This is a genomic window from Pseudoroseomonas ludipueritiae (assembly GCF_014490445.1).
GTDB lineage: Bacteria > Pseudomonadota > Alphaproteobacteria > Acetobacterales > Acetobacteraceae > Pseudoroseomonas > Pseudoroseomonas ludipueritiae.
This window is the reverse complement of the sequence record NZ_JACTUZ010000006.1, coordinates 59,462-75,864: the sequence shown is the minus strand read 5'-3', so window position 1 is coordinate 75,864 and position 16,403 is coordinate 59,462. Positions and strand designations below refer to the sequence as shown.

The window sequence follows — 16,403 nt, the reverse complement described above, 5'->3', positions numbered from 1 at the left end:
CGGCCTCCTGGATGGGACCTCCAGTCGTCAGAGGTTCAAGAGGGAGTGCTCCCTTTCAAGTTCAGGCCATGCGATGATCTCCCGTGTGGCACGGGCCCTGGCAGGCAGCGGTTTGCTGGTGGCCGGGTTGCGGGACTTCGCGGTGGCAGAGGCTGCCCCGCTGCGCCTCACCCCCGCCCCGCGAACTTGCATCAGCGTCGCGGCGATCGGCGTGGAGCGGCATCCGTCTCCGCTACGAGCTGAGGACGATGCGGCGGAAGCGGGCCACCTGGGCCTCATGACTCGCCCGACATTGCGCGAAGATGTCAGAGCGGGCCCGTGCGTCGTTCAGACGGTCGACATCGACATCCGCGACGGCAAACCGGGCTCCGGGTTCGAAGCGAGAGGTCTCCGCGAGAAGGACCCCGTCCTCGTAGATTGAGGTCTGGCCGTCCCACGCGAGGTCGGTCGTCGATTCACCCTCGCCCGACGCCGTGTACAGGTAGGCTGCCGTGCACCGAGCCGACTGGGCCCGGCACAGCATCCGCCGGGTGTCGGCCTTCCCGACGGTGATGTTGCTGGCCGACAGGTTCACCAGGACGGTGGCTCCGGCCAATGCACCAAAGGCGCTCGGCTGCATCGGCACCCACATGTCCTCGCAGATTTCGACATGGACGACGAGCCCCGGGCGGGCCTCGGCCACGAAGAGAAGATCGGGGCCGAACGGGGCGGAGTGCCGCCCCACGCGGATGACGCTTCCGTCGGTCCCGTTCCCGGATGCGAAGTAGCGGCGCTCGTAGAACTCCTGGTAGTTCGGCAGGTGGACCTTGGGCACGACGCCCAGCAGCCTCCCGCGGTGGATGATGACGGCCGTGTTGTAGACGCGGCCCGCATGGCGCAGGGGGACGCCCAGCACCATGGCAGAGGGCAAGCGGGCCGACGTCTCCACGATCCGCTCCACGGCGGCCTCGGCAGCGTCCAGGACGACGTCCTGGAGAAAGAGGTCGTCGATGGAGTACCCGGTCAGCGCCAGTTCGGGGAAGGCGACCAGCGACACCGACCGCTCGGCGCAGGTGCATGCGACCTCCAGCAGGGAGTCGGCGTTCGCGGCGGGATCCGCGAGGCGGACCGGGGTCGTGCAGGCGGCGACCCGCACCGTGGCGCCGGGGCCGCTCGATCCGACTGCCTGGACCTCGACAGGGCTGTCGGGAACGCCGTCAGTCATGCGCCGCCCTCAGGTCCGCCCGCGCGTCGCGGATGATCGACCAAGCCGACTGCAGGAACAGCCCGGCGATGACGAATGCCACGGCGAGGTCGGGCCATGCCGTTTCCGTCCACCAGACGAGGCCCGCCGCGACCACCACGGCCAGGTTGCCGATGGCATCGTTGCGGCTGAACAACCAGACGGCCCGGACGTTGGCGTCACCCTCGCGGTGAGGCATGAGGACCGCCGCGGAGGCCACGTTGACCACCAGCGCGACGATGGCGAAGAGGCCCATGAGTTCGGCCTCGGGCTGGTTCAGCACCAGCACCCGATAACCGGTGGTGGCAAGCACGCCCAAGCCAAGCACGGCAAGGAACAGGCCCTGGATGAGGGCGGAGCGGGCGCGCCAGGCGAGGCTCCAGCCGATTGCCAGCAGGCCGAGGAAGCTGATCAGGCCATCCCCGAGGAAGTCGAGGGCATCTGCCTTGAGCGCCTGGCTACCGGAGATGAAGCCGCCGACCATCTCCACCAGCCCGTAGCCGACGTTGAGGCCGACCACGATCCAGAGCGCCCGGCGATAGGCGGGCGTGATGTGGGCGAGGTCCTTGGGCAGGTCATCATCGTCGCTCATCCGATGCTCCCGAGCCAGGGGAAGAGCTGGAGCATCAGGATGGCGAAGTCGGTCAGGTGACCCGTGATCATGGCCACCCCCATCGCCACCATGACGCCACCCGCCAAGACCTGAAGAACGCGGCCGACGCGCCGCAGGCTGCGGAACGGGCCGCGCAGGAATGCGTCTGCGAAGGCGGCCACCAGCAGGAAGGGCACGCCCAGCCCGGCCGCGTAGGCGGCCAGGAGCACGATGCCGAGGTGGCTGATCTCGCTGGTGGCGGTCAGCGCCAGGATGGCGCCGAGCACCGGACCGATGCAGGGCGTCCAGCCGAAGGCGAAGGCCAGCCCGAGCACGTAGGCGGAGAGCGGCGTGCCGCCGCTGAGCGTTGGCATGAAGCGGAGGTCGCGTTGCAGCGGCATCAGCCGCAGGACGCCCGCGGTCATCAGGCCGAACAGGATCACGACCACCCCGCCCACGATCCCGGCCTCGTAGCGGTAGCGCAACAGGGTCTGGCTCAGCGCCGAGGCACCCGCGCCCATCGCCACGAAGACGGTCGCGAAGCCCAGGACGAAGCAGAGGCCAAGGCCGACCGTGGCGAGACGACCCGGCGTCGCGCGCTCGGCGGCGACCGAGCGACCGGCGACGTAGGAGACGTAGCCGGGCACCAGCGGCAGCACGCAGGGCGAGAGGAACGAGACCATCCCTGCCAGGAAGGCCGTCAGGAGGCCGGACATCTGGAGGAGCGGGTTCACGGCGGTCCCGCCCTAGGGCCGCGCCGCGGAGGGCGGCGCGCCCGCCGGTTCGCGCCGCCCTCCGACGATGAGCAGGAGCGCGACGCCGACGAAGATCGCGGTATCGGCGAGGTTGAAGGCGGGCCAGTGGTAGCCAGCCACGTGGAAGTCCAGAAAGTCCGTCACGGCGCCGTGCTGCAGCCGGTCGACGACGTTGCCCAGGGCGCCTCCGGCGATGAACCCGACCGAGGCCGCCATGCCGGAGCGCCGGTCACGCGTCGTCCAGACGACGAGGCCCGCGACGACGGCGAGCGCGAGGGAGGACAGGAGCCAGGGCGTCGCGGGGTGGTCCGCCGACAGCAGGCCGAAGCTGACGCCCCGGTTCCATGCCAGCACTAGGTTGAAGAACGGGGCGACAGGGATGACGCGGGGCGGATCCATGAGATGGGCCAGCACCCACCACTTCGTCGCCTGGTCCAGCGCGAAGGCCAGCGCGGCCGTCGCCGCGCCCCAGGTCCAGGCGAGGCGCGCCCTGGGCAGGCCCTTAGCCATGCGCCACGCCCTTGAAGCGGTACCCGAGCAGGCGCAGGGCGTTGAGGGTCACCAGAACCGTGGCGCCGGTGTCTGCCAGTACGGCAGGCCAAAGGCCGGTGATGCCTGCCACCGTCGTCACCAGGAAGACAGCCTTGAGGCCGAGGGCGATGGCCACGTTCTGGTGGATGTTGGAGAGCGTCGCACGCGACAGTCCAACCAGGGCGGCCACGTCCACGACGCGGCTGTTCAGCAGCGCCGCGTCGGCCGTCTCCAGGGCAACGTCGGTCCCGCCGCCCATGGCGATGCCGACCGAGGCGGCCGCAAGCGCGGGCGCGTCGTTGATGCCGTCGCCCACCATGGCCACGGGCGCCTTATCCCTGAGGGCGCCGATCTCGCGCAGCTTGTCCTCCGGCAGTAGGCCCGCCTTCACCTTGAGGCCGAGCGCCCCGGCAATGGCCTGCCCCGTGCGGACGTTGTCGCCGGTGAGCATGACGGCGTCGACGCCCAGAGCGTTGAGCGCCCGGATGCCCGCCGTGGCGTCCGGCCGAGGCTCGTCGCGCACCGCGATCAGGCCGGTGGGGACATCATTCACCGAGACGACGACGACTGTTTTTCCTTGTGCCTCCCACTCGGCGACTGCCTGCTCCGCGTCGTTCGGAAGCGGCGCCTGCCCGGCAGCGAAGGTGGGCGAGCCGACGGCCACGCGCTTGCCGGTCACGACCGCCTCGACGGCCTTGCCCGGGATAGCCCGCGAATCCTTGGCCGGGCGCAGCGGGATGCCATCGGCGTCCGCCCGCTCCAGGATGGCGCGGCCGAGCGGGTGGCTGGAGCCGTTCTCCACCGCGGCGGCGAGGCCGAGCATGGTGCGCTCCGGGCCGGAGAGAGCGAGGAGGTCGGTTACGCGCGGGCGCCCTTCGGTCAGGGTGCCGGTCTTGTCGAAGGCGACGGCGCGGATCCGGCCGATGGTCTCCAGAGCGCCGCCGCCCTTCACCAGCAGGCCCCGCCGGGTGCCGACTGCAAGGCCGGAGGCGATGGCCGCGGGCGTCGACAGGACGAGGGCGCAGGGGCAGGCGACCAGCAGCAGCGCCAGGCCGCGGTAGATCCAGGTGTCCCAGTCCGCGCCGACGACAAGCGGCGGCGCGACGGCGACCAGGGCCGCAACGGCGACCGCGATCGGCGTGTAGATGGCCGAGAACCGCTCGATGAAGCGGGCGGTCGGCGCCTTGGCGTCCTGCGCCTCCTCCACCAGGCGGATGATGCGGGCAATGGTGTTGTCCGAGGCAGGTTTCGTCACCCGGACCTGGAGCGCGCCGGAGGCGTTGATGCTGCCCGCGAAGACGGGGGCGCCCTCGGCCTTGGCAACGGGGACGGACTCGCCGGTCACCGGGCTCTCGTCCACCTCGGATTCGCCCTCGGCCACTTCGCCGTCGGCGGAAACGCGGTCACCCGGGCGGACCAGGACGAGGTCGCCGACCTTGAGGCTGGCGGCGGGCACCTCCCGCGCCGTGCCGTCCTCGATGCGCAGGGCGGTCCTCGGCACCAGGGCGCCGAGCGCCTCGATGCCCGCGCGGGCGCGCCCGGCCGCGACGTTCTCCAGGAGTTCGCCGACGGTGAACAGGAACACCACCACCGCCGCCTCGGAGGTCGCGCCGATGGCGATGGCCCCGACGGTCGCAATCGACATCAGCATCTCGATGCTGAAGGGCGACCCGGCGCCCGCCGCGGCGATGGCCTTGCGGCCGAAATAGACAAGGCCAAGCAGGGCGGCGGGCAGGTAGACCCAGTGGTCCAGGGCCGGGACGGCCAGCGAGACGGCGAACCCGGCCACCATGAGGACGCCGATCGTCGCGGCGAGCCGCGCCTTCTTCCCCTTCCACCAGGGCTGGCGTGGGCGAACGAACCCCAGGTCTCCGGCGGCCGCGCCGGGCCCGCCCTCGACCACCCGCGGCGCCTCGACCGGAGCAACGCCGTAGCCGAGCTTGCGGATCTGCTCCTCGACGGACGAGCGCGGCGTGGCCGCCTCGTCCAGGCGGAACGCCAGAACCTGACTGTGGTAGTTGACCCGGATGTCCTCGGCCCCGTCAAAGCGGCCGACGGCCGTCTCGATCTTCGAGGCGCAGGACGGGCAGTCCATGCCCTCCACGTGGTATCTCAGTGCCGCCCTGGACTTGGGTTCTAGTTGAGCCGTTCCGCCGTCAGCCATGGCTGTCACCCTGTTCTTGTTAGTTACGCCAGGGCCGCGACGCCGTAGCCCAGACCGCTGATCTTCTCCTCGACGGCCGAGCGCGGCGTGGTCGCCTCATTCAGGCGGAACTCCAGGGTTTGCGTCTTGTAGTTGACCTGGATGTCCTCTGCGCCGTTGATCTGCTCGACCGCGCCCTCGACCTTGAGAGCGCAGCCGGAGCAATCCATGCCTTCCACCCGGTAACGCAGGTCGACCGACGTTCCTGTCGCCGTGGTGTCACCATTCGCCATCGCTAGCCTCCTTTGCAGGTGGGTCCCCGCCAGTTGCCGGGGGTTGATGACGTCCTATATGGACCCTGTAGTCGCTACAGGGTCAAGGCGATGTCTTTAGACAACCTGCTGAACATCGGCGCTCTCGCCAGGGCGACCGGCACGAAGGTGGAGACCATCCGCTGGTATGAGCGCGTGGGGCTGCTCCCGGCACCGGCCCGCAGCGCCGGGAACTATCGGACCTACGGCGAGGCCCACCTCGGCCGCCTGAGCTTCATCCGGCGCGCGCGGGACCTCGGCTTCTCGCTGGAACAGATCCGCACACTGCTCGACCTGGCCGAGGACCGCGAGCGCTCCTGCGACGCGGTGGACGTCATCGCCCGAGGGCACCGGGATGAGGTGGACCGGAAGATTGCCGACCTCCAGGCACTGCGGCGCGAACTGGATTCGCTAATCGGACAGTGCCGCCACGGCAAGGTGGCGGAGTGCCGCATCATCGAAGCCCTCGGTCCCAGTGCTGGCGCCTGACCAGGCGGCGCCCGTCCGCGCCGTGGCATCCCGCCCAACGCCTGAGCCCAGTCTTCTTGTGGGCCTGGCGTCAGTGGAAGCTTCCGTCTGCTCACGGTGCGGGAGGAGGAGCCAGGGTCGTCCTCTCCTGCTTACTGTCCACACCAGAGCTCCGGCCACCGTTGTTGCCGCTGGGGCGGGCTGAACCTGGAGGTGGACGGCTAATGGTGCCGCTTCGACGCCGCCTTGAGCAGCATCCTCTTCGTCCTGAACTCAGGCACGTATCGGAGAAATACTGTCGCGGGAGACGGGCTGTGTCTTAGGAGTAATTCCAAGTCCCTGTGACCGATACCCTTACATGATATCGCACCGTGGAGCCGGTCGGGGATGTTGGCCCCTCGACCGTGTAGCAATAGGTTCCAGTCACAGGGGCTTGGTATAACCTGTTGGCGACATCTGTGCTTAACTGGAAGGAATCCACTATATGGGACCGGCTGCACGATGGAATGTTGCGCCGCTTGCGTTAGGCCGACTGCAAGAGAGTCGACCCTGTATGTTATCGAGGGCGATTTTGCTTAACTGAACCGAATCCCCCGCCAGGAGTGCAGGCTCGACATCCACCTCAACGCCAGCGCATTCGCCTGCTCCTTCCATCAGCCTCAACGCACTCTGAGCAGGTTTTGAGGCACAATCAGGTAACAGCCGCTGGACGCGACAGGGTCCCGACCAATGGGCATACAGCCTTCTCGCCCGGCTCACATTGCTGCACAGCATCTGCCAGTGCACGCTCCATCGCCTGTAGGTCAGCAATCCGTGTTCGGACATCCGCGAGGTGTGTTGCGGCCATGCCATGAACCTCGGCGCAGGCGCCTGCGCCCAGTCCTAACAAAGTGCTAACCTCTTTCAGGGTGAAGCCAAGCTCCCGCGCACGCCGCACGAACCTCAGCCGTCTGATGTCCTCGTCACCGAACAGGCGATAGCGTCCCCGGCGAGCCGGTATCGGAAGCAGGCCAATCCGCTCATAGTAGCGAATTGTTTCGATGTTGCAGCCCGTGCGCCGCGAGAGTTCGCCGATGGCAACGCCGCTCTGCCCCATTCCATGTGCCTCCAGAAAGGACTTGAGCCTGTAGTCGCTACAGACGGTAGGTGCGCTGCATAACCGAGACAAGGAGGCCGACCATGTCCGACACCCCAGCGAACGCTCCCCCGGCACATCGGCCCGTCAGGGAAACGGGTGCTGTGCTGCTGACCGCGACGGGCAGCAGTCGCTTGCAAGCCGGGTTCCGCCTGCTCCCCCAACCCGGCCCTCCAGCTTGTCGTTCCGGCAGGTTTGGCGGTCGGAGTCATCCTGTTGGTGCTCGGTTACGCGTACGTGTGAGGACCTGATGATCCTGGAGTCGACAATCACCTGTCCGCACTGTGGCACGGCAAAAACCGAGACGATGCCAACAGACGCCTGCCAGTATTTCTACGACTGCACCGGCTGCGGAACGCTGCTCCGGCCCAAGCAAGGGGATTGCTGTGTGTTCTGCTCCTACGGAACGGTGCCGTGCCCGCCTGTACAGGTGGACGGGAAGGGTTGCTGCCACGCCGGGGATCCGTCGCCAGCGGCTGGCTGATCCTTTCCCCGCGTGGTCAGCAAAGGCGGGATGACCGTCACTCCGCCGCAATGCCGGGGTTGGCGGGCACCAGCCTGGGTACCCAGCGGATGTAGACCAGCATGGCGGCGAGCTCGACGAGCGTCTGCGTCACCACGGCGGCGGGCAGCAGGGCCCCGGCCTCCGGGAGGGCGAAGGCCAGCGGCAGGACGACCAGGGAGTTCCGGGTGCCACCGCTGAAGGTGATGGCTCGCGCCGCGCCCGCCTCAAGGCCCGCATACCTGGAGATGACGCTGCCCACGACCGGCATCAGCGCCGCGAAGGCGACGTAGATCGGCACCAGCATGGCGACGGAGCCCGCTTGGGCCGCCACGTCCGGGGCGACGGCCGCGATGACCACCAGCAGCACCACGGCCATCAGCGGCACGGGCAGCCATCCCATGGCGTCGGCAACCGCCTTCCCGGCACCGGAGCGTGCCGCCCATGCCTGCGTCGCCGCGGCCAGAGCCAGAGGGACGGCGATCAGCCAGACGAAGGCTTCGATGAAGGGGCCAGGCTGCATCATCGCCATGGCCTGCTCGCCGATGAACAGGCCGAGGTAGACGGGCAGCAGCAGCATCTGCGCCACCAGCAGCACCGGGGTCGCAGCCAGGATCAGGCGGGCGTCCCCGCGGCCCAGGTGGGTGAACACGACCACGTAGTCGATGCAGGGCGCCAGCAGCACCATCAGGACACCCAGGCGCAGCACCCACTGCTCACCGGGCAGCAGGGAAGCCAGGGCGAACGCCACGAGAGGGGCCGCGACGAAGTTCACCGCCAGCAACGTCAGCAGGAAGCGCCCATTGGCCAGGCTCTTCCGCAGGTCCGCCAGCGGCACCTGGAGGAAGGTCACGTACAGCAGGGCCGCGATGGCCGGGTTGATGACCGCGCCCCACGCGTCCCCGGGCGCAACGACGGCCGCGATCGCGCCCGCCAGGACGGCGGCGAAGTAGATGGCAACCTGGTTCTCTTCCAGGCCGGGGCGGGTGATGGCCAAGTTGTCGGCTCCTCCGTGGTGAGCGGGCAACCAGTGTCACGCCGCGGATGGTCATGGGGGTCGGCTTCGTCAGCCGCAGCAGGCAGCCCGCTTCGCGGGGGCGGGAATGGACAGGTCTTCCAGCATGGTGCACCGGCTGGCCGGGCCTCCGGCGCAGGCTGCCGTGCAGGTGTCCACGAACTCGGCCAGCGTCCGCTCGAGCGCGTGGAGCTCGGCCAGCTTCTCCCGGACGGCCTCGAGATGCGTCTGCGCGACGTCACGGGCCTCGGCGCAGTCCCGGTCCGGGGATTCCGTCAGCGCCACCAGGGCGCGGACCTGCTCGACCGGGAAGCCGAAATCACGGCAGCGTCGGATGAAGGTCAGGCGCCGCAGGTCCTCGTCGCCGTAGCTGCGGTGCCCGCTCGCCCGCCGCCCGGGGCGCGGCAGCAGGCCGATCTCCTCGTAGTAGCGGATGGTCGGCGGGTTGCAGCCGGTGCGCTCGGCCAGCGCGCCGATGGTCAGGCCGGGTGCAGAGCGTGGCATGGCATCGCCTCAGAAACCTCTTGAACCTCAAGTTACTTGAAGAACTACCTTGCGGCAACGAGGGGCGGAGCGCCCCGCAACAGCCACGAGGGATCCCTCCATGCGTCTCGCCACAAAGGTCCTGGGCCTGACCGCCGGTGCCACCGCCACCACGGGCGCCGTCGTCACCGCCTGCGCGACGTGCTGCGCCGTTCCCGTCCTCGGCTCCGTCCTGGCCGCCATCGGTCTTGCGGGTCTCGGCACTGTGGCGGTCGGGTGGGTGGTCGGGCTGGCCGTTCTGCTGCTCGCGGCGACCATTGGGCTGGTCATTGTCCGTCACCGGGCGGCGGCTGGCGCCTGCGCCCCTTCGACTGGACCGGCTTGCAGCGTCAGTGCCTGCGGATGTGGCTCCATGCCGTCCGGCGCCGTTTCCGGAGGTCGGTCATGACCACGGCCGCCGAGGCGCGCCCATCGTCTGCTCGCTGGCGCCAGGCGCCTACCGAGACCGGATGGCCTGGATCCACGAACTGATAACACGGTCCCTCTGCGACTACCGCCGCGACGGTCTGACCCTGCACTTGGTCTATGACGCCGAAGCCGCGCCCCAGGTGCGGGAACTTGTCCGGCGCGAACAGGCGTGCTGCGGCTTCCTGACCTTCAGCCTGCGGGAAACCGCAGACACCGTCCATCTGACCATCATCGCACCCGTAGGCGTCGAGGCCGCGGCCGCCTTCCAGCAATTCGTGCCTGTACCCGGCCCTGATTGAGGGACTCGACACCGTCAGCACACGGTCACCCTCAGGCCAAAGCGAACAAAGTCTTCGATGATGTGGTTGGCGTCACCGGGCGCTGGCCGCGCCCGACAGAGTGGCGAGGTCGGCCCTGGCCTGCTTCTCGGCCCGCTCCTTGCGCTCGCTATAGCGGTCGGTCAGGTGAGCGGAGATGTCGCGCGTCAGCAAGGTGAACTTCACCAGTTCCTCCATGACGTCCACCACGCGGTCGTAGAGCGGCCCCGGCAGCATGCGGCCAGCCTCGTCGAACTGCTCGTACGCCTTGGGCACGGAGGATTGGTTGGGGATGGTGACCATCCGCATCCAGCGGCCGAGCAGGCGGAGCGTGTTGACGCTGTTGAAGCTCTGGCTGCCGCCGGAGACCTGCATCACCGCCAACGTGCGCCCCTGCGTCGGCCGGACGCCGCGGCTTTCCAGTGGCAGCCAGTCGATCTGGTTCTTGAGGATACCGGTGACGGCGCCGTGCCGCTCCGGGCTGCACCAGACCTGGCCCTCAGACCACAGCGACAGTTCCCGTAGTTCCACCACCTTGGGATGGTCGGCTGATACGCTGTCGACCACCGGAAGCTCGCGGGGATCGAAGACCCGCGTCTCGGCGCCGAAGCGGCGCAGGATGCGCTCGGCCTCCAGTGTCAGCAGGCGGCTGTACGAGCGCTCCCGCAGCGAGCCGTAGAGCAGCAGGATGCGCGGCTGGTGCGTGCTGGCGCCGGGAATGCCGAGCCGGGTGAGGTCCGGCATCTGGAGATGGTCGTCGTCCACGTTGGGCAGCGAGAGGTCGAGGTCGGAACTCATCAGGGTTTCCCCGTCGTCAGGAATGGATGGATGGCGCTGGCGGTCACTACGCTCACGGCTGGCCCACCACGGGCAGCCAGAGCGCCAGGGCGGCCAACACGGCCAGAAGCACCGGCGGCGTGATGACGAGACCGACCTTCATGTATTGCCCCCAGGTGATGGTGGTGCCCTTGCGCGCCAGCACGTGCAGCCAGAGCAGCGTCGCCAGGCTGCCGATGGGCGTGAACTTGGGGCCGAGGTCGCAGCCGATGACGTTGGCGTAGACCATGGCCTCGCGGATGGCAGGCGGGATGCCCTGAGCCTGCTCGATGGCCAGGGCGCCGACCAGCACGCTGGGCATGTTGTTCATCACCGAGGAGATCAGCGCGGCGCCGACGCCGGTGCCGATGGTGGCGGCCCAGAGGCCGTGCCCGGCCAGCCATTCCAGCGCGCCAGCGAGGTGATCCGTCAGCCCGGCGTTCCGCAGGCCGTAGACCACCAGGTACATGCCCAAGGAGAAAATGACGATCTGCCAGGGCGCACCCGCCAGCACCTTGCGGACGGGCACCACGCCGCCGCGGCCGCCCTGGTGCCAGCGTCCGGCCAGCGCCAGCAGGACCAGGGCGGCGGCACCGGTCACGGCCGCCACGGGCACGCCGAGCGGCGCCAGGACGAAGTAGGCCAGCAGCAGTACGGCCAGCAGTGGGAAGGCTGCCCGGAAGACGAGGTGGTCGCGGATGGCGGCGCCGGGCCGCTCAAGCTGGTCCATCGCGTAGGTGGCAGGCACCTGGCGGCCGTAATAGGCCCAGAGCACGGCCAGCGTCGCTGCCAGAGCCACCAGGTTCACCGGCACCATGACCGCTGCATAGCGGCCGAACTCGATGCCGAAGTAGTTGGCCGAGACGATGTTGACGAGGTTCGAGATCACCAGCGGCAGGCTGGTGGTGTCGGCCACGAAGCCGCAGGCGACGATGAAGGCCAGCGTGGCGCCCGCGGAGAAGTTCAGCCTGAGCAGGACGGCCATGACGATGGGCGTCAGCAGCAGGGCCGCGCCGTCATTGGCGAAGAAGGCGGCGATGAGCGCGCCCAGCACCACGACGAGCGGGAACAGCCGCCGCCCGTTCCCGCCGCCCCAGCGCGCCACGTGCAGCGCGGCCCACTGGAAGAACCCAGCCTCGTCCAGCAGCAGCGAGATGATGATCAGCGCCACGAAGGTGAAGGTGGCGTCCCAGACGATGTCCCAGACCACCGGCACGTCGGCCCAGCCGATGACGCCGGTCGCTAAGGCGAGCACGGCGCCGCCCATGGCGGACCAGCCAATACCAAGGCCCCGTGGCTGCCAAATGACCAGGATGAGGGTGAAGACAAAGATAGCCAAGGCCAGCATGCAGGCGTGTTCTCTCAGGGCTCAGAACCCGCGGAGCTAGGCCGCTGACCATGATTGGTCAGCGGCCTAGCTCGTCGTGCTCAGGAAAGGAGGGCGCGGGCGCCCGGCTCAGATCAGGCGGCGGCCTTGCTCATCGACGACCTTCTCGCCGTCCTCCTTGGCATAGGCGCCCTGCTGCGGGTTCGGCAGGATGTCCAGCACCGCCTCGGAGGGCCTGCACAGCTTCACGCCGAGCGGCGTCACCACGATGGGACGGTTGATGAGGATGGGGTGCGCCATCATGGCATCCAGCAACTCGCCGTCCGTGAGGGACGGGTCGGCGAGGCCAAGCTCCTCGTATGGCGTGCCCTTCTGACGCAAGGCATCACGCACGGAGATGCCCATGCGTTGGATAAGGCTCTTGAGCTCCTCCCGCGTCGGCGGCGTCTTCAGGTACTCGATGACCTCCGGCTCCTCCCCGCTGTTGCGGATCAGGGCCAGCGTGTTGCGGGACGTCCCGCAGGCCGGATTATGGTAGATCGTGACGGTCACGACGGGCTCCAAACGTGATCGGAGGATGTCAGGCGGCGGAAGCTCCCTCGGGCGCGCTGGGCGCCACGGGTTCGCAGGCCGGACCGCAACCGCCCTGGCCGCCGCAGCAGTGTTCGGTGAGGTAGGCTACGAGCCCGTTCATGGCGGCCGGGACCATTGCGTAGATGATCTGGCGGCTGACCCGGCGCTGCGTCGCCAGCCCGGCTTGCAGCAGCGCCTGGAGGTGGAAGGTCAAGCTCGACGGCGGCAGGCCAAGCCGCTCCGCGATGACGCCTGCGGCGAGCCCATCCGGCCCCGCCTCGACCAACATGCGGTAGGCGGCGAGCCGGTGCTCGTGCGCCAGGGCGGAAAGGGCAGTGACGGCTGAACTGGCGTCCATCTGGTCGGCCTCACTCTTCGATAAAACTCAAAATAATGTTCCGCAGGCGCCGGGTCAATTGTTCCTACGGGTTTTATCGAAATGTCAGGCAGTGCGGCGGATCGGGTGCGGCGCGTCACGGTGTCTCGATTCGTTTCCGATACAAATGGTCTGAACACTAGGCTACGTTCTTTCGGGAAACCTCGATCCAACAGAGGTCAGGGAGGGCGGAATCATGAAGTGCGACGCGCTCATCGATACCGGGCGAAGGGCTTTCTTCACGCGTACGGCGGCGGTCGCTGCCGGGGCGGCGGCGGCAACCGCGATACCCGGTGCGCCCGCCAAAGCGGCTCCCGCCCTCGCCCTGGTCAGCTACCCCGTCATGAAGTTGGCCAACGTCAAGGACCTCAAGGTCAACGAGCCGCTCGACATCGGTTATCCGGACGGTGACAGTCCGGGCGTCCTGCTGAAGCTCGGCACCCGCGTCGAGGGAGGTGTGGGACCGGACGGCGACATCGTCGCCTTCAGCACCCTCTGCCCGCACAAGGGCTACCCCTTGAACTACTCGGCCGCCGACCGGACGCTGAACTGCCCCGGCCATTACAGCCGCTTCGACTGCGAACGGGGCGGCCTGGAGATCTGGGGCCAGGCGACGCAGAACCTCGCCCAGTTCAAGCTGCGGGTGGACGAGGCGGGCGACATCCACGCCGAAGCGGTCGACGAGCTTATCTACGGCCGCCTCTCCAACGTGCTTCAGGCCTGAGGGAGGGTGCCATGGCCTACAAGCGCAACGTCGACCGGCTCCCCATTCCGCCGCGCGACGCCAAGGTCCAGAACGTCGTCTGCCACTTCTGCATCGTCGGCTGCGGCTATCACGCCGTTTCCTGGCCGGTGGACCGGCAGGGCGGCCCGCAACCGGACCGGAACCTGTTCGGCGAGGATCTGACGCAGCAGCAGGGTGCCGAGAGCGCGGCCTGGTTCAGCCCCTCCATGTACAACGTCGTCAAGCAGGACGGCCGGGACGTGCACCTGGTCGTCATGCCGGACAAGGGCTGCGTGGTGAACTCAGGTCTCGGGTCCATCCGTGGCGCCCGCATCGGTGAGCTCTCCTACTCGACGGTGACCGGCACCCTGCGTGACCGCCTGACCGAACCGATGGTATGGCGCTACGGCACGCTCTCGCCCACATCCTGGGACGATGCCGTCAGCCTCGTCGCCGAGGTGACGCGGCGGGTCGTAGAGGCGCAGGGTGAGGATGGGCTGATCGTCTCCGCCTACGACCACGGCGGCGCGGGCGGCGGCTACGAGAACACCTGGGCGACCGGCAAGCTCTACTTCGGGAGCATGAAGGTCCGGAACATCCGGATCCACAACCGCCCTGCCTACAACAGCGAGGTCCACGGCACGCGCGACATGGGCGTGGGCGAGCTCAACAACTGCTACGAGGACGCCGAGCTCGCCGACACCATCTTCGTGGTCGGCGCCAATCCCCTCGAGACGCAGACCAACTACTTCCTGAACCACTGGGTGCCGAACCTGCGCGGCACGAGCCTGGACAAGAAGAAGGCGGAGTTCGGCGGCGAGCCGGTCGACCGCGGCCGGATCGTCATCGTCGACCTGCGGCGCACCCCGACCACCGCGGCCTGCGAGGTCGAGGCAGGCAAGGACAACGTCCTGCACCTCGCCATTAACTCCGGCACCGACCTCGCGCTGTTCAACGCCCTCCTGACGGAGATCGCCGCCAGGGGCTGGGTGGACCGGGGCTTCATCGAGGCCAGCACCTCCGGCTTCCAGGAAGCGGTCCGCGCCAACCAGACCGGCATCGACGAGGCGGCGCGGATCACCGGCCTGGCGCCGGAGGACATCCGCAAGGCGGCGGCCTGGATCGCCGAGCCCAAGCAGGGCGGTGCCCGGCGGCGGACGATGTTCGCCTACGAGAAGGGGCTCATCTGGGGGAACGACAACTACCGGACGAACCAGGCCCTGGTGAACGTCGCGCTGGCGACCGGCAACGTCGGCAGGCCCGGCGGCGGCTGCGTGCGCCTCGGCGGCCACCAGGAGGGCTACTCGCGGCCGGACTACCCGGGCGGGCGCCCGGCGCCCTACGTCGACCAGCTTCTGATCGGCGGCCAGGGCGGCGTGCACCACGTGTGGGGGTGCGATCACTTCAAGACGACACTGAACGCCAGCGAGTTCAAGCGGGCCTACAAGCGCCGGACAGACCTCGTGAAGGCGGCCATGGACTCCGTCCCGGCGGGGGACCGCGAGGGCCAAGTCCGGGCGGTCATGGATGCAATCCGCCAGGGTGGCCTGTTCGTCGTGGATGTGGACATCGTGCCGACGCAGATTGGCTCCTGCGCCCATGTCATGCTTCCGGCCGCGACCTCGGGCGAGATGAACCTCACCTCGATGAACGGCGAACGTCGGATGCGGCTGACCGACCGCTACATGGACCCGCCAGGCAGCGCCCTGCCGGACTGCCTCATCGTCGCCCGCCTTGCGCAAGCGCTGGAGCGGAGTTGGCGGGCGGCGGGCAAGCCGGACGTCGCCGACCGCTTCAAGGGATACGACTGGCGGACCGAGGAGGATTCCTTCAACGACGGCTACCGCCAGCACGAGAAGGGCGGCGAGTTCGTCACCTACGCCCGCTTGCGCGCGATGGGAACCAATGGCTTCCAGGAGCCCGCGACAGGCCTGGAGGGCTCGGGTCCGGCAGCCGCCGGGACCACCACGGGCGGCACACCTGGCATGGTCGTCCAGGGTCCGGCCGTCGAGAGCACCCGCGGAAAGGAACCGGTGCAGCAGGCCGGGCCGGGCACCGGGCCATCCGCGGCCGCGGCGCCCCCAACCGGCGGCACGGAGCGGATCGTCGGGACCAAGCGGCTCTACGCCGACGGCAGGTTCAACACGCCGGACGGCAGGGCCAGGTTCGCCGCCGCGCAGTGGCGTGGGCTCCAGGCCGAGGGCAAGCAGGCGGAGAAGGACAAGTTCCGCTTCCTGGTGAACAATGGCCGCGCCAACCACGTCTGGCAGTCGGTCTACCTCGACCAGCACAACGAGTTCGTCCGCGACCGCTTCCCGTTTCCCTACATCCAGATGCATCCGGCGGACGTGGCCGAGCTTGGCCTGAGGGAGGGCGACCTCGTCGAGGTCTACAACGACAATGGCAGCACTCAGGCCATGGTCTGGCCCACGCCGTCAGCGCGTCGGAACGAGACGTTCATGCTCTTCGCCTACCCGACCGGCGTGCAGGGCAACGTGGTCTCCAAGGGCGTGAACGAGTTCGTCATCCCGAATTACAAGCAGACCTGGGGGAGCATCCGGAAGATCGCGGACGCGCCAGAGGCCACACGGAAGCTGTCCTTCAAAAGCCAAGAATACCCAGCGTCCTGAGGAGGAGATGCGGCC

The 16,403-nt window shown here is 68.6% G+C and carries 19 protein-coding genes; 6 read left to right on the top strand and 13 right to left on the bottom strand.

All coding sequences use genetic code 11. The annotated features are described in order from the left end of the window. Positions 1 to 232: 232 nt before the first annotated feature. The 6 genes from IBL25_RS03460 to IBL25_RS03435 all read right to left on the bottom strand — a co-directional run bounded on the left by IBL25_RS03460 (position 233) and on the right by IBL25_RS03435 (position 5,536). Positions 233 to 1,204, bottom strand: coding sequence for a nitrilase-related carbon-nitrogen hydrolase (locus IBL25_RS03460; RefSeq protein ID WP_187777162.1), 972 nt, complete (start codon positions 1,202 to 1,204; stop codon positions 233 to 235). Continuing rightward, positions 1,197 to 1,814, bottom strand: coding sequence for a cation diffusion facilitator family transporter (locus tag IBL25_RS03455; RefSeq protein WP_187777161.1), 618 nt, complete (start codon positions 1,812 to 1,814; stop codon positions 1,197 to 1,199). The genes IBL25_RS03460 and IBL25_RS03455 overlap by 8 nt, the downstream gene beginning before the upstream one ends. Then, entirely contained in the window at positions 1,811 to 2,548 is a 738-nt protein-coding gene (locus tag IBL25_RS03450) for a cytochrome c biogenesis CcdA family protein (RefSeq protein WP_456315849.1), read from the bottom strand. Before IBL25_RS03450 ends, IBL25_RS03455 begins: the two co-directional genes overlap by 4 nt. A 12-nt stretch (positions 2,549 to 2,560) precedes the next feature. Next, positions 2,561 to 3,079 (bottom strand): signal peptidase II, encoded by a 519-nt coding sequence (gene lspA, locus IBL25_RS03445; RefSeq protein WP_187777160.1) that lies wholly within the window; start codon positions 3,077 to 3,079, stop codon positions 2,561 to 2,563. Beyond that, a complete protein-coding gene (locus IBL25_RS03440) occupies positions 3,072 to 5,195 on the bottom strand; it encodes a heavy metal translocating P-type ATPase (protein ID WP_202986664.1) in 2,124 nt (707 codons plus the stop codon). The genes lspA and IBL25_RS03440 overlap by 8 nt, the downstream gene beginning before the upstream one ends. Before the next feature lie 92 nt (positions 5,196 to 5,287). Next, the gene (locus tag IBL25_RS03435; protein WP_238940183.1) at positions 5,288 to 5,536 is read right to left on the bottom strand and encodes a heavy-metal-associated domain-containing protein; all 249 of its coding nucleotides are present in this window, start codon (positions 5,534 to 5,536) and stop codon (positions 5,288 to 5,290) included. Positions 5,537 to 5,626: 90 nt separating this feature from the next. Between IBL25_RS03435 and IBL25_RS03430 the strand changes: the two genes are divergently transcribed. Further along, the gene (locus tag IBL25_RS03430) at positions 5,627 to 6,043 is read left to right on the top strand and encodes a MerR family transcriptional regulator (RefSeq protein WP_187777158.1); all 417 of its coding nucleotides are present in this window, start codon (positions 5,627 to 5,629) and stop codon (positions 6,041 to 6,043) included. Positions 6,044 to 6,713: 670 nt separating this feature from the next. On the opposite strand, the gene IBL25_RS03425 is transcribed toward IBL25_RS03430, so the two are convergent. After that, complete coding sequence (locus IBL25_RS03425) at positions 6,714 to 7,118, bottom strand: MerR family transcriptional regulator (RefSeq protein ID WP_187777157.1); 405 nt, start codon at positions 7,116 to 7,118, stop codon at positions 6,714 to 6,716. 289 nt (positions 7,119 to 7,407) lie between these two features. Between IBL25_RS03425 and IBL25_RS27215 the strand changes: the two genes are divergently transcribed. Continuing rightward, positions 7,408 to 7,641 (top strand): GDCCVxC domain-containing (seleno)protein, encoded by a 234-nt coding sequence (locus IBL25_RS27215; RefSeq protein ID WP_275295943.1) that lies wholly within the window; start codon positions 7,408 to 7,410, stop codon positions 7,639 to 7,641. Between the two features lie 37 nt (positions 7,642 to 7,678). Here IBL25_RS27215 and IBL25_RS03420 read toward each other — a convergent pair whose 3' ends face one another. Both IBL25_RS03420 and IBL25_RS03415 read right to left on the bottom strand, forming a co-directional pair. After that, positions 7,679 to 8,656, bottom strand: coding sequence for an arsenic resistance protein (locus IBL25_RS03420; protein ID WP_187777156.1), 978 nt, complete (start codon positions 8,654 to 8,656; stop codon positions 7,679 to 7,681). Between the two features lie 69 nt (positions 8,657 to 8,725). Beyond that, entirely contained in the window at positions 8,726 to 9,178 is a 453-nt protein-coding gene (locus IBL25_RS03415) for a MerR family transcriptional regulator (protein ID WP_187777155.1), read from the bottom strand. Positions 9,179 to 9,278: 100 nt separating this feature from the next. On the opposite strand from IBL25_RS03415, the gene IBL25_RS03410 reads away from it, so the two are divergent. Continuing rightward, the gene (locus IBL25_RS03410) at positions 9,279 to 9,605 is read left to right on the top strand and encodes a hypothetical protein (RefSeq protein WP_187777154.1); all 327 of its coding nucleotides are present in this window, start codon (positions 9,279 to 9,281) and stop codon (positions 9,603 to 9,605) included. A 61-nt stretch (positions 9,606 to 9,666) separates the two neighbouring features. Continuing rightward, positions 9,667 to 9,924, top strand: coding sequence for a hypothetical protein (locus IBL25_RS03405; protein ID WP_187777153.1), 258 nt, complete (start codon positions 9,667 to 9,669; stop codon positions 9,922 to 9,924). 72 nt (positions 9,925 to 9,996) lie between these two features. On the opposite strand, the gene arsH is transcribed toward IBL25_RS03405, so the two are convergent. The 4 genes from arsH to IBL25_RS03385 all read right to left on the bottom strand — a co-directional run bounded on the left by arsH (position 9,997) and on the right by IBL25_RS03385 (position 13,016). After that, positions 9,997 to 10,740: an arsenical resistance protein ArsH gene (gene arsH / locus IBL25_RS03400; protein ID WP_187777152.1), complete on the bottom strand. Its 744-nt coding sequence runs from the start codon at positions 10,738 to 10,740 to the stop codon at positions 9,997 to 9,999. A 52-nt stretch (positions 10,741 to 10,792) separates the two neighbouring features. Continuing rightward, entirely contained in the window at positions 10,793 to 12,106 is a 1,314-nt protein-coding gene (locus tag IBL25_RS03395) for an arsenic transporter (protein ID WP_187777151.1), read from the bottom strand. Positions 12,107 to 12,214: 108 nt separating this feature from the next. Then, positions 12,215 to 12,637: an arsenate reductase (glutaredoxin) gene (gene arsC / locus IBL25_RS03390; RefSeq protein WP_187777150.1), complete on the bottom strand. Its 423-nt coding sequence runs from the start codon at positions 12,635 to 12,637 to the stop codon at positions 12,215 to 12,217. Between the two features lie 28 nt (positions 12,638 to 12,665). Next, positions 12,666 to 13,016 carry an ArsR/SmtB family transcription factor gene (locus IBL25_RS03385; RefSeq protein WP_187777149.1) on the bottom strand — a complete coding sequence of 117 codons (351 nt, stop codon included), beginning with the start codon at positions 13,014 to 13,016 and terminating at the stop codon, positions 12,666 to 12,668. 214 nt (positions 13,017 to 13,230) lie between these two features. On the opposite strand from IBL25_RS03385, the gene IBL25_RS03380 reads away from it, so the two are divergent. Beyond that, positions 13,231 to 13,758, top strand: coding sequence for an arsenate reductase (azurin) small subunit (locus IBL25_RS03380; RefSeq protein WP_194433594.1), 528 nt, complete (start codon positions 13,231 to 13,233; stop codon positions 13,756 to 13,758). Positions 13,759 to 13,769: 11 nt separating this feature from the next. Beyond that, a complete protein-coding gene (locus tag IBL25_RS03375) occupies positions 13,770 to 16,388 on the top strand; it encodes an arsenate reductase (azurin) large subunit (protein WP_187777148.1) in 2,619 nt (872 codons plus the stop codon). The last annotated feature ends 15 nt before the right edge of the window (positions 16,389 to 16,403 follow it).

Bases quoted from the DNA above. Each gene is read 5' to 3' on its own strand.
- IBL25_RS03460 (WP_187777162.1), bottom strand. From the start codon at position 1,204: ATGACTGACGGCGTTCCCGACAGCCCTGTCGAGGTCCAGGCAGTCGGA.
- IBL25_RS03455 (WP_187777161.1), bottom strand. From the start codon at position 1,814: ATGAGCGACGATGATGACCTGCCCAAGGACCTCGCCCACATCACGCCC.
- lspA (WP_187777160.1), bottom strand. From the start codon at position 3,079: ATGGCTAAGGGCCTGCCCAGGGCGCGCCTCGCCTGGACCTGGGGCGCG.
- IBL25_RS03440 (WP_202986664.1), bottom strand. From the start codon at position 5,195: ATGGACTGCCCGTCCTGCGCCTCGAAGATCGAGACGGCCGTCGGCCGC.
- IBL25_RS03435 (WP_238940183.1), bottom strand. From the start codon at position 5,536: ATGGCGAATGGTGACACCACGGCGACAGGAACGTCGGTCGACCTGCGT.
- IBL25_RS03430 (WP_187777158.1), top strand. From the start codon at position 5,627: ATGTCTTTAGACAACCTGCTGAACATCGGCGCTCTCGCCAGGGCGACC.
- IBL25_RS03425 (WP_187777157.1), bottom strand. From the start codon at position 7,118: ATGGGGCAGAGCGGCGTTGCCATCGGCGAACTCTCGCGGCGCACGGGC.
- IBL25_RS27215 (WP_275295943.1), top strand. From the start codon at position 7,408: ATGATCCTGGAGTCGACAATCACCTGTCCGCACTGTGGCACGGCAAAA.
- IBL25_RS03415 (WP_187777155.1), bottom strand. From the start codon at position 9,178: ATGCCACGCTCTGCACCCGGCCTGACCATCGGCGCGCTGGCCGAGCGC.
- IBL25_RS03410 (WP_187777154.1), top strand. From the start codon at position 9,279: ATGCGTCTCGCCACAAAGGTCCTGGGCCTGACCGCCGGTGCCACCGCC.
- IBL25_RS03405 (WP_187777153.1), top strand. From the start codon at position 9,667: ATGGCCTGGATCCACGAACTGATAACACGGTCCCTCTGCGACTACCGC.
- arsH (WP_187777152.1), bottom strand. From the start codon at position 10,740: ATGAGTTCCGACCTCGACCTCTCGCTGCCCAACGTGGACGACGACCAT.
- IBL25_RS03395 (WP_187777151.1), bottom strand. From the start codon at position 12,106: ATGCTGGCCTTGGCTATCTTTGTCTTCACCCTCATCCTGGTCATTTGG.
- IBL25_RS03385 (WP_187777149.1), bottom strand. From the start codon at position 13,016: ATGGACGCCAGTTCAGCCGTCACTGCCCTTTCCGCCCTGGCGCACGAG.
- IBL25_RS03380 (WP_194433594.1), top strand. From the start codon at position 13,231: ATGAAGTGCGACGCGCTCATCGATACCGGGCGAAGGGCTTTCTTCACG.
- IBL25_RS03375 (WP_187777148.1), top strand. From the start codon at position 13,770: ATGGCCTACAAGCGCAACGTCGACCGGCTCCCCATTCCGCCGCGCGAC.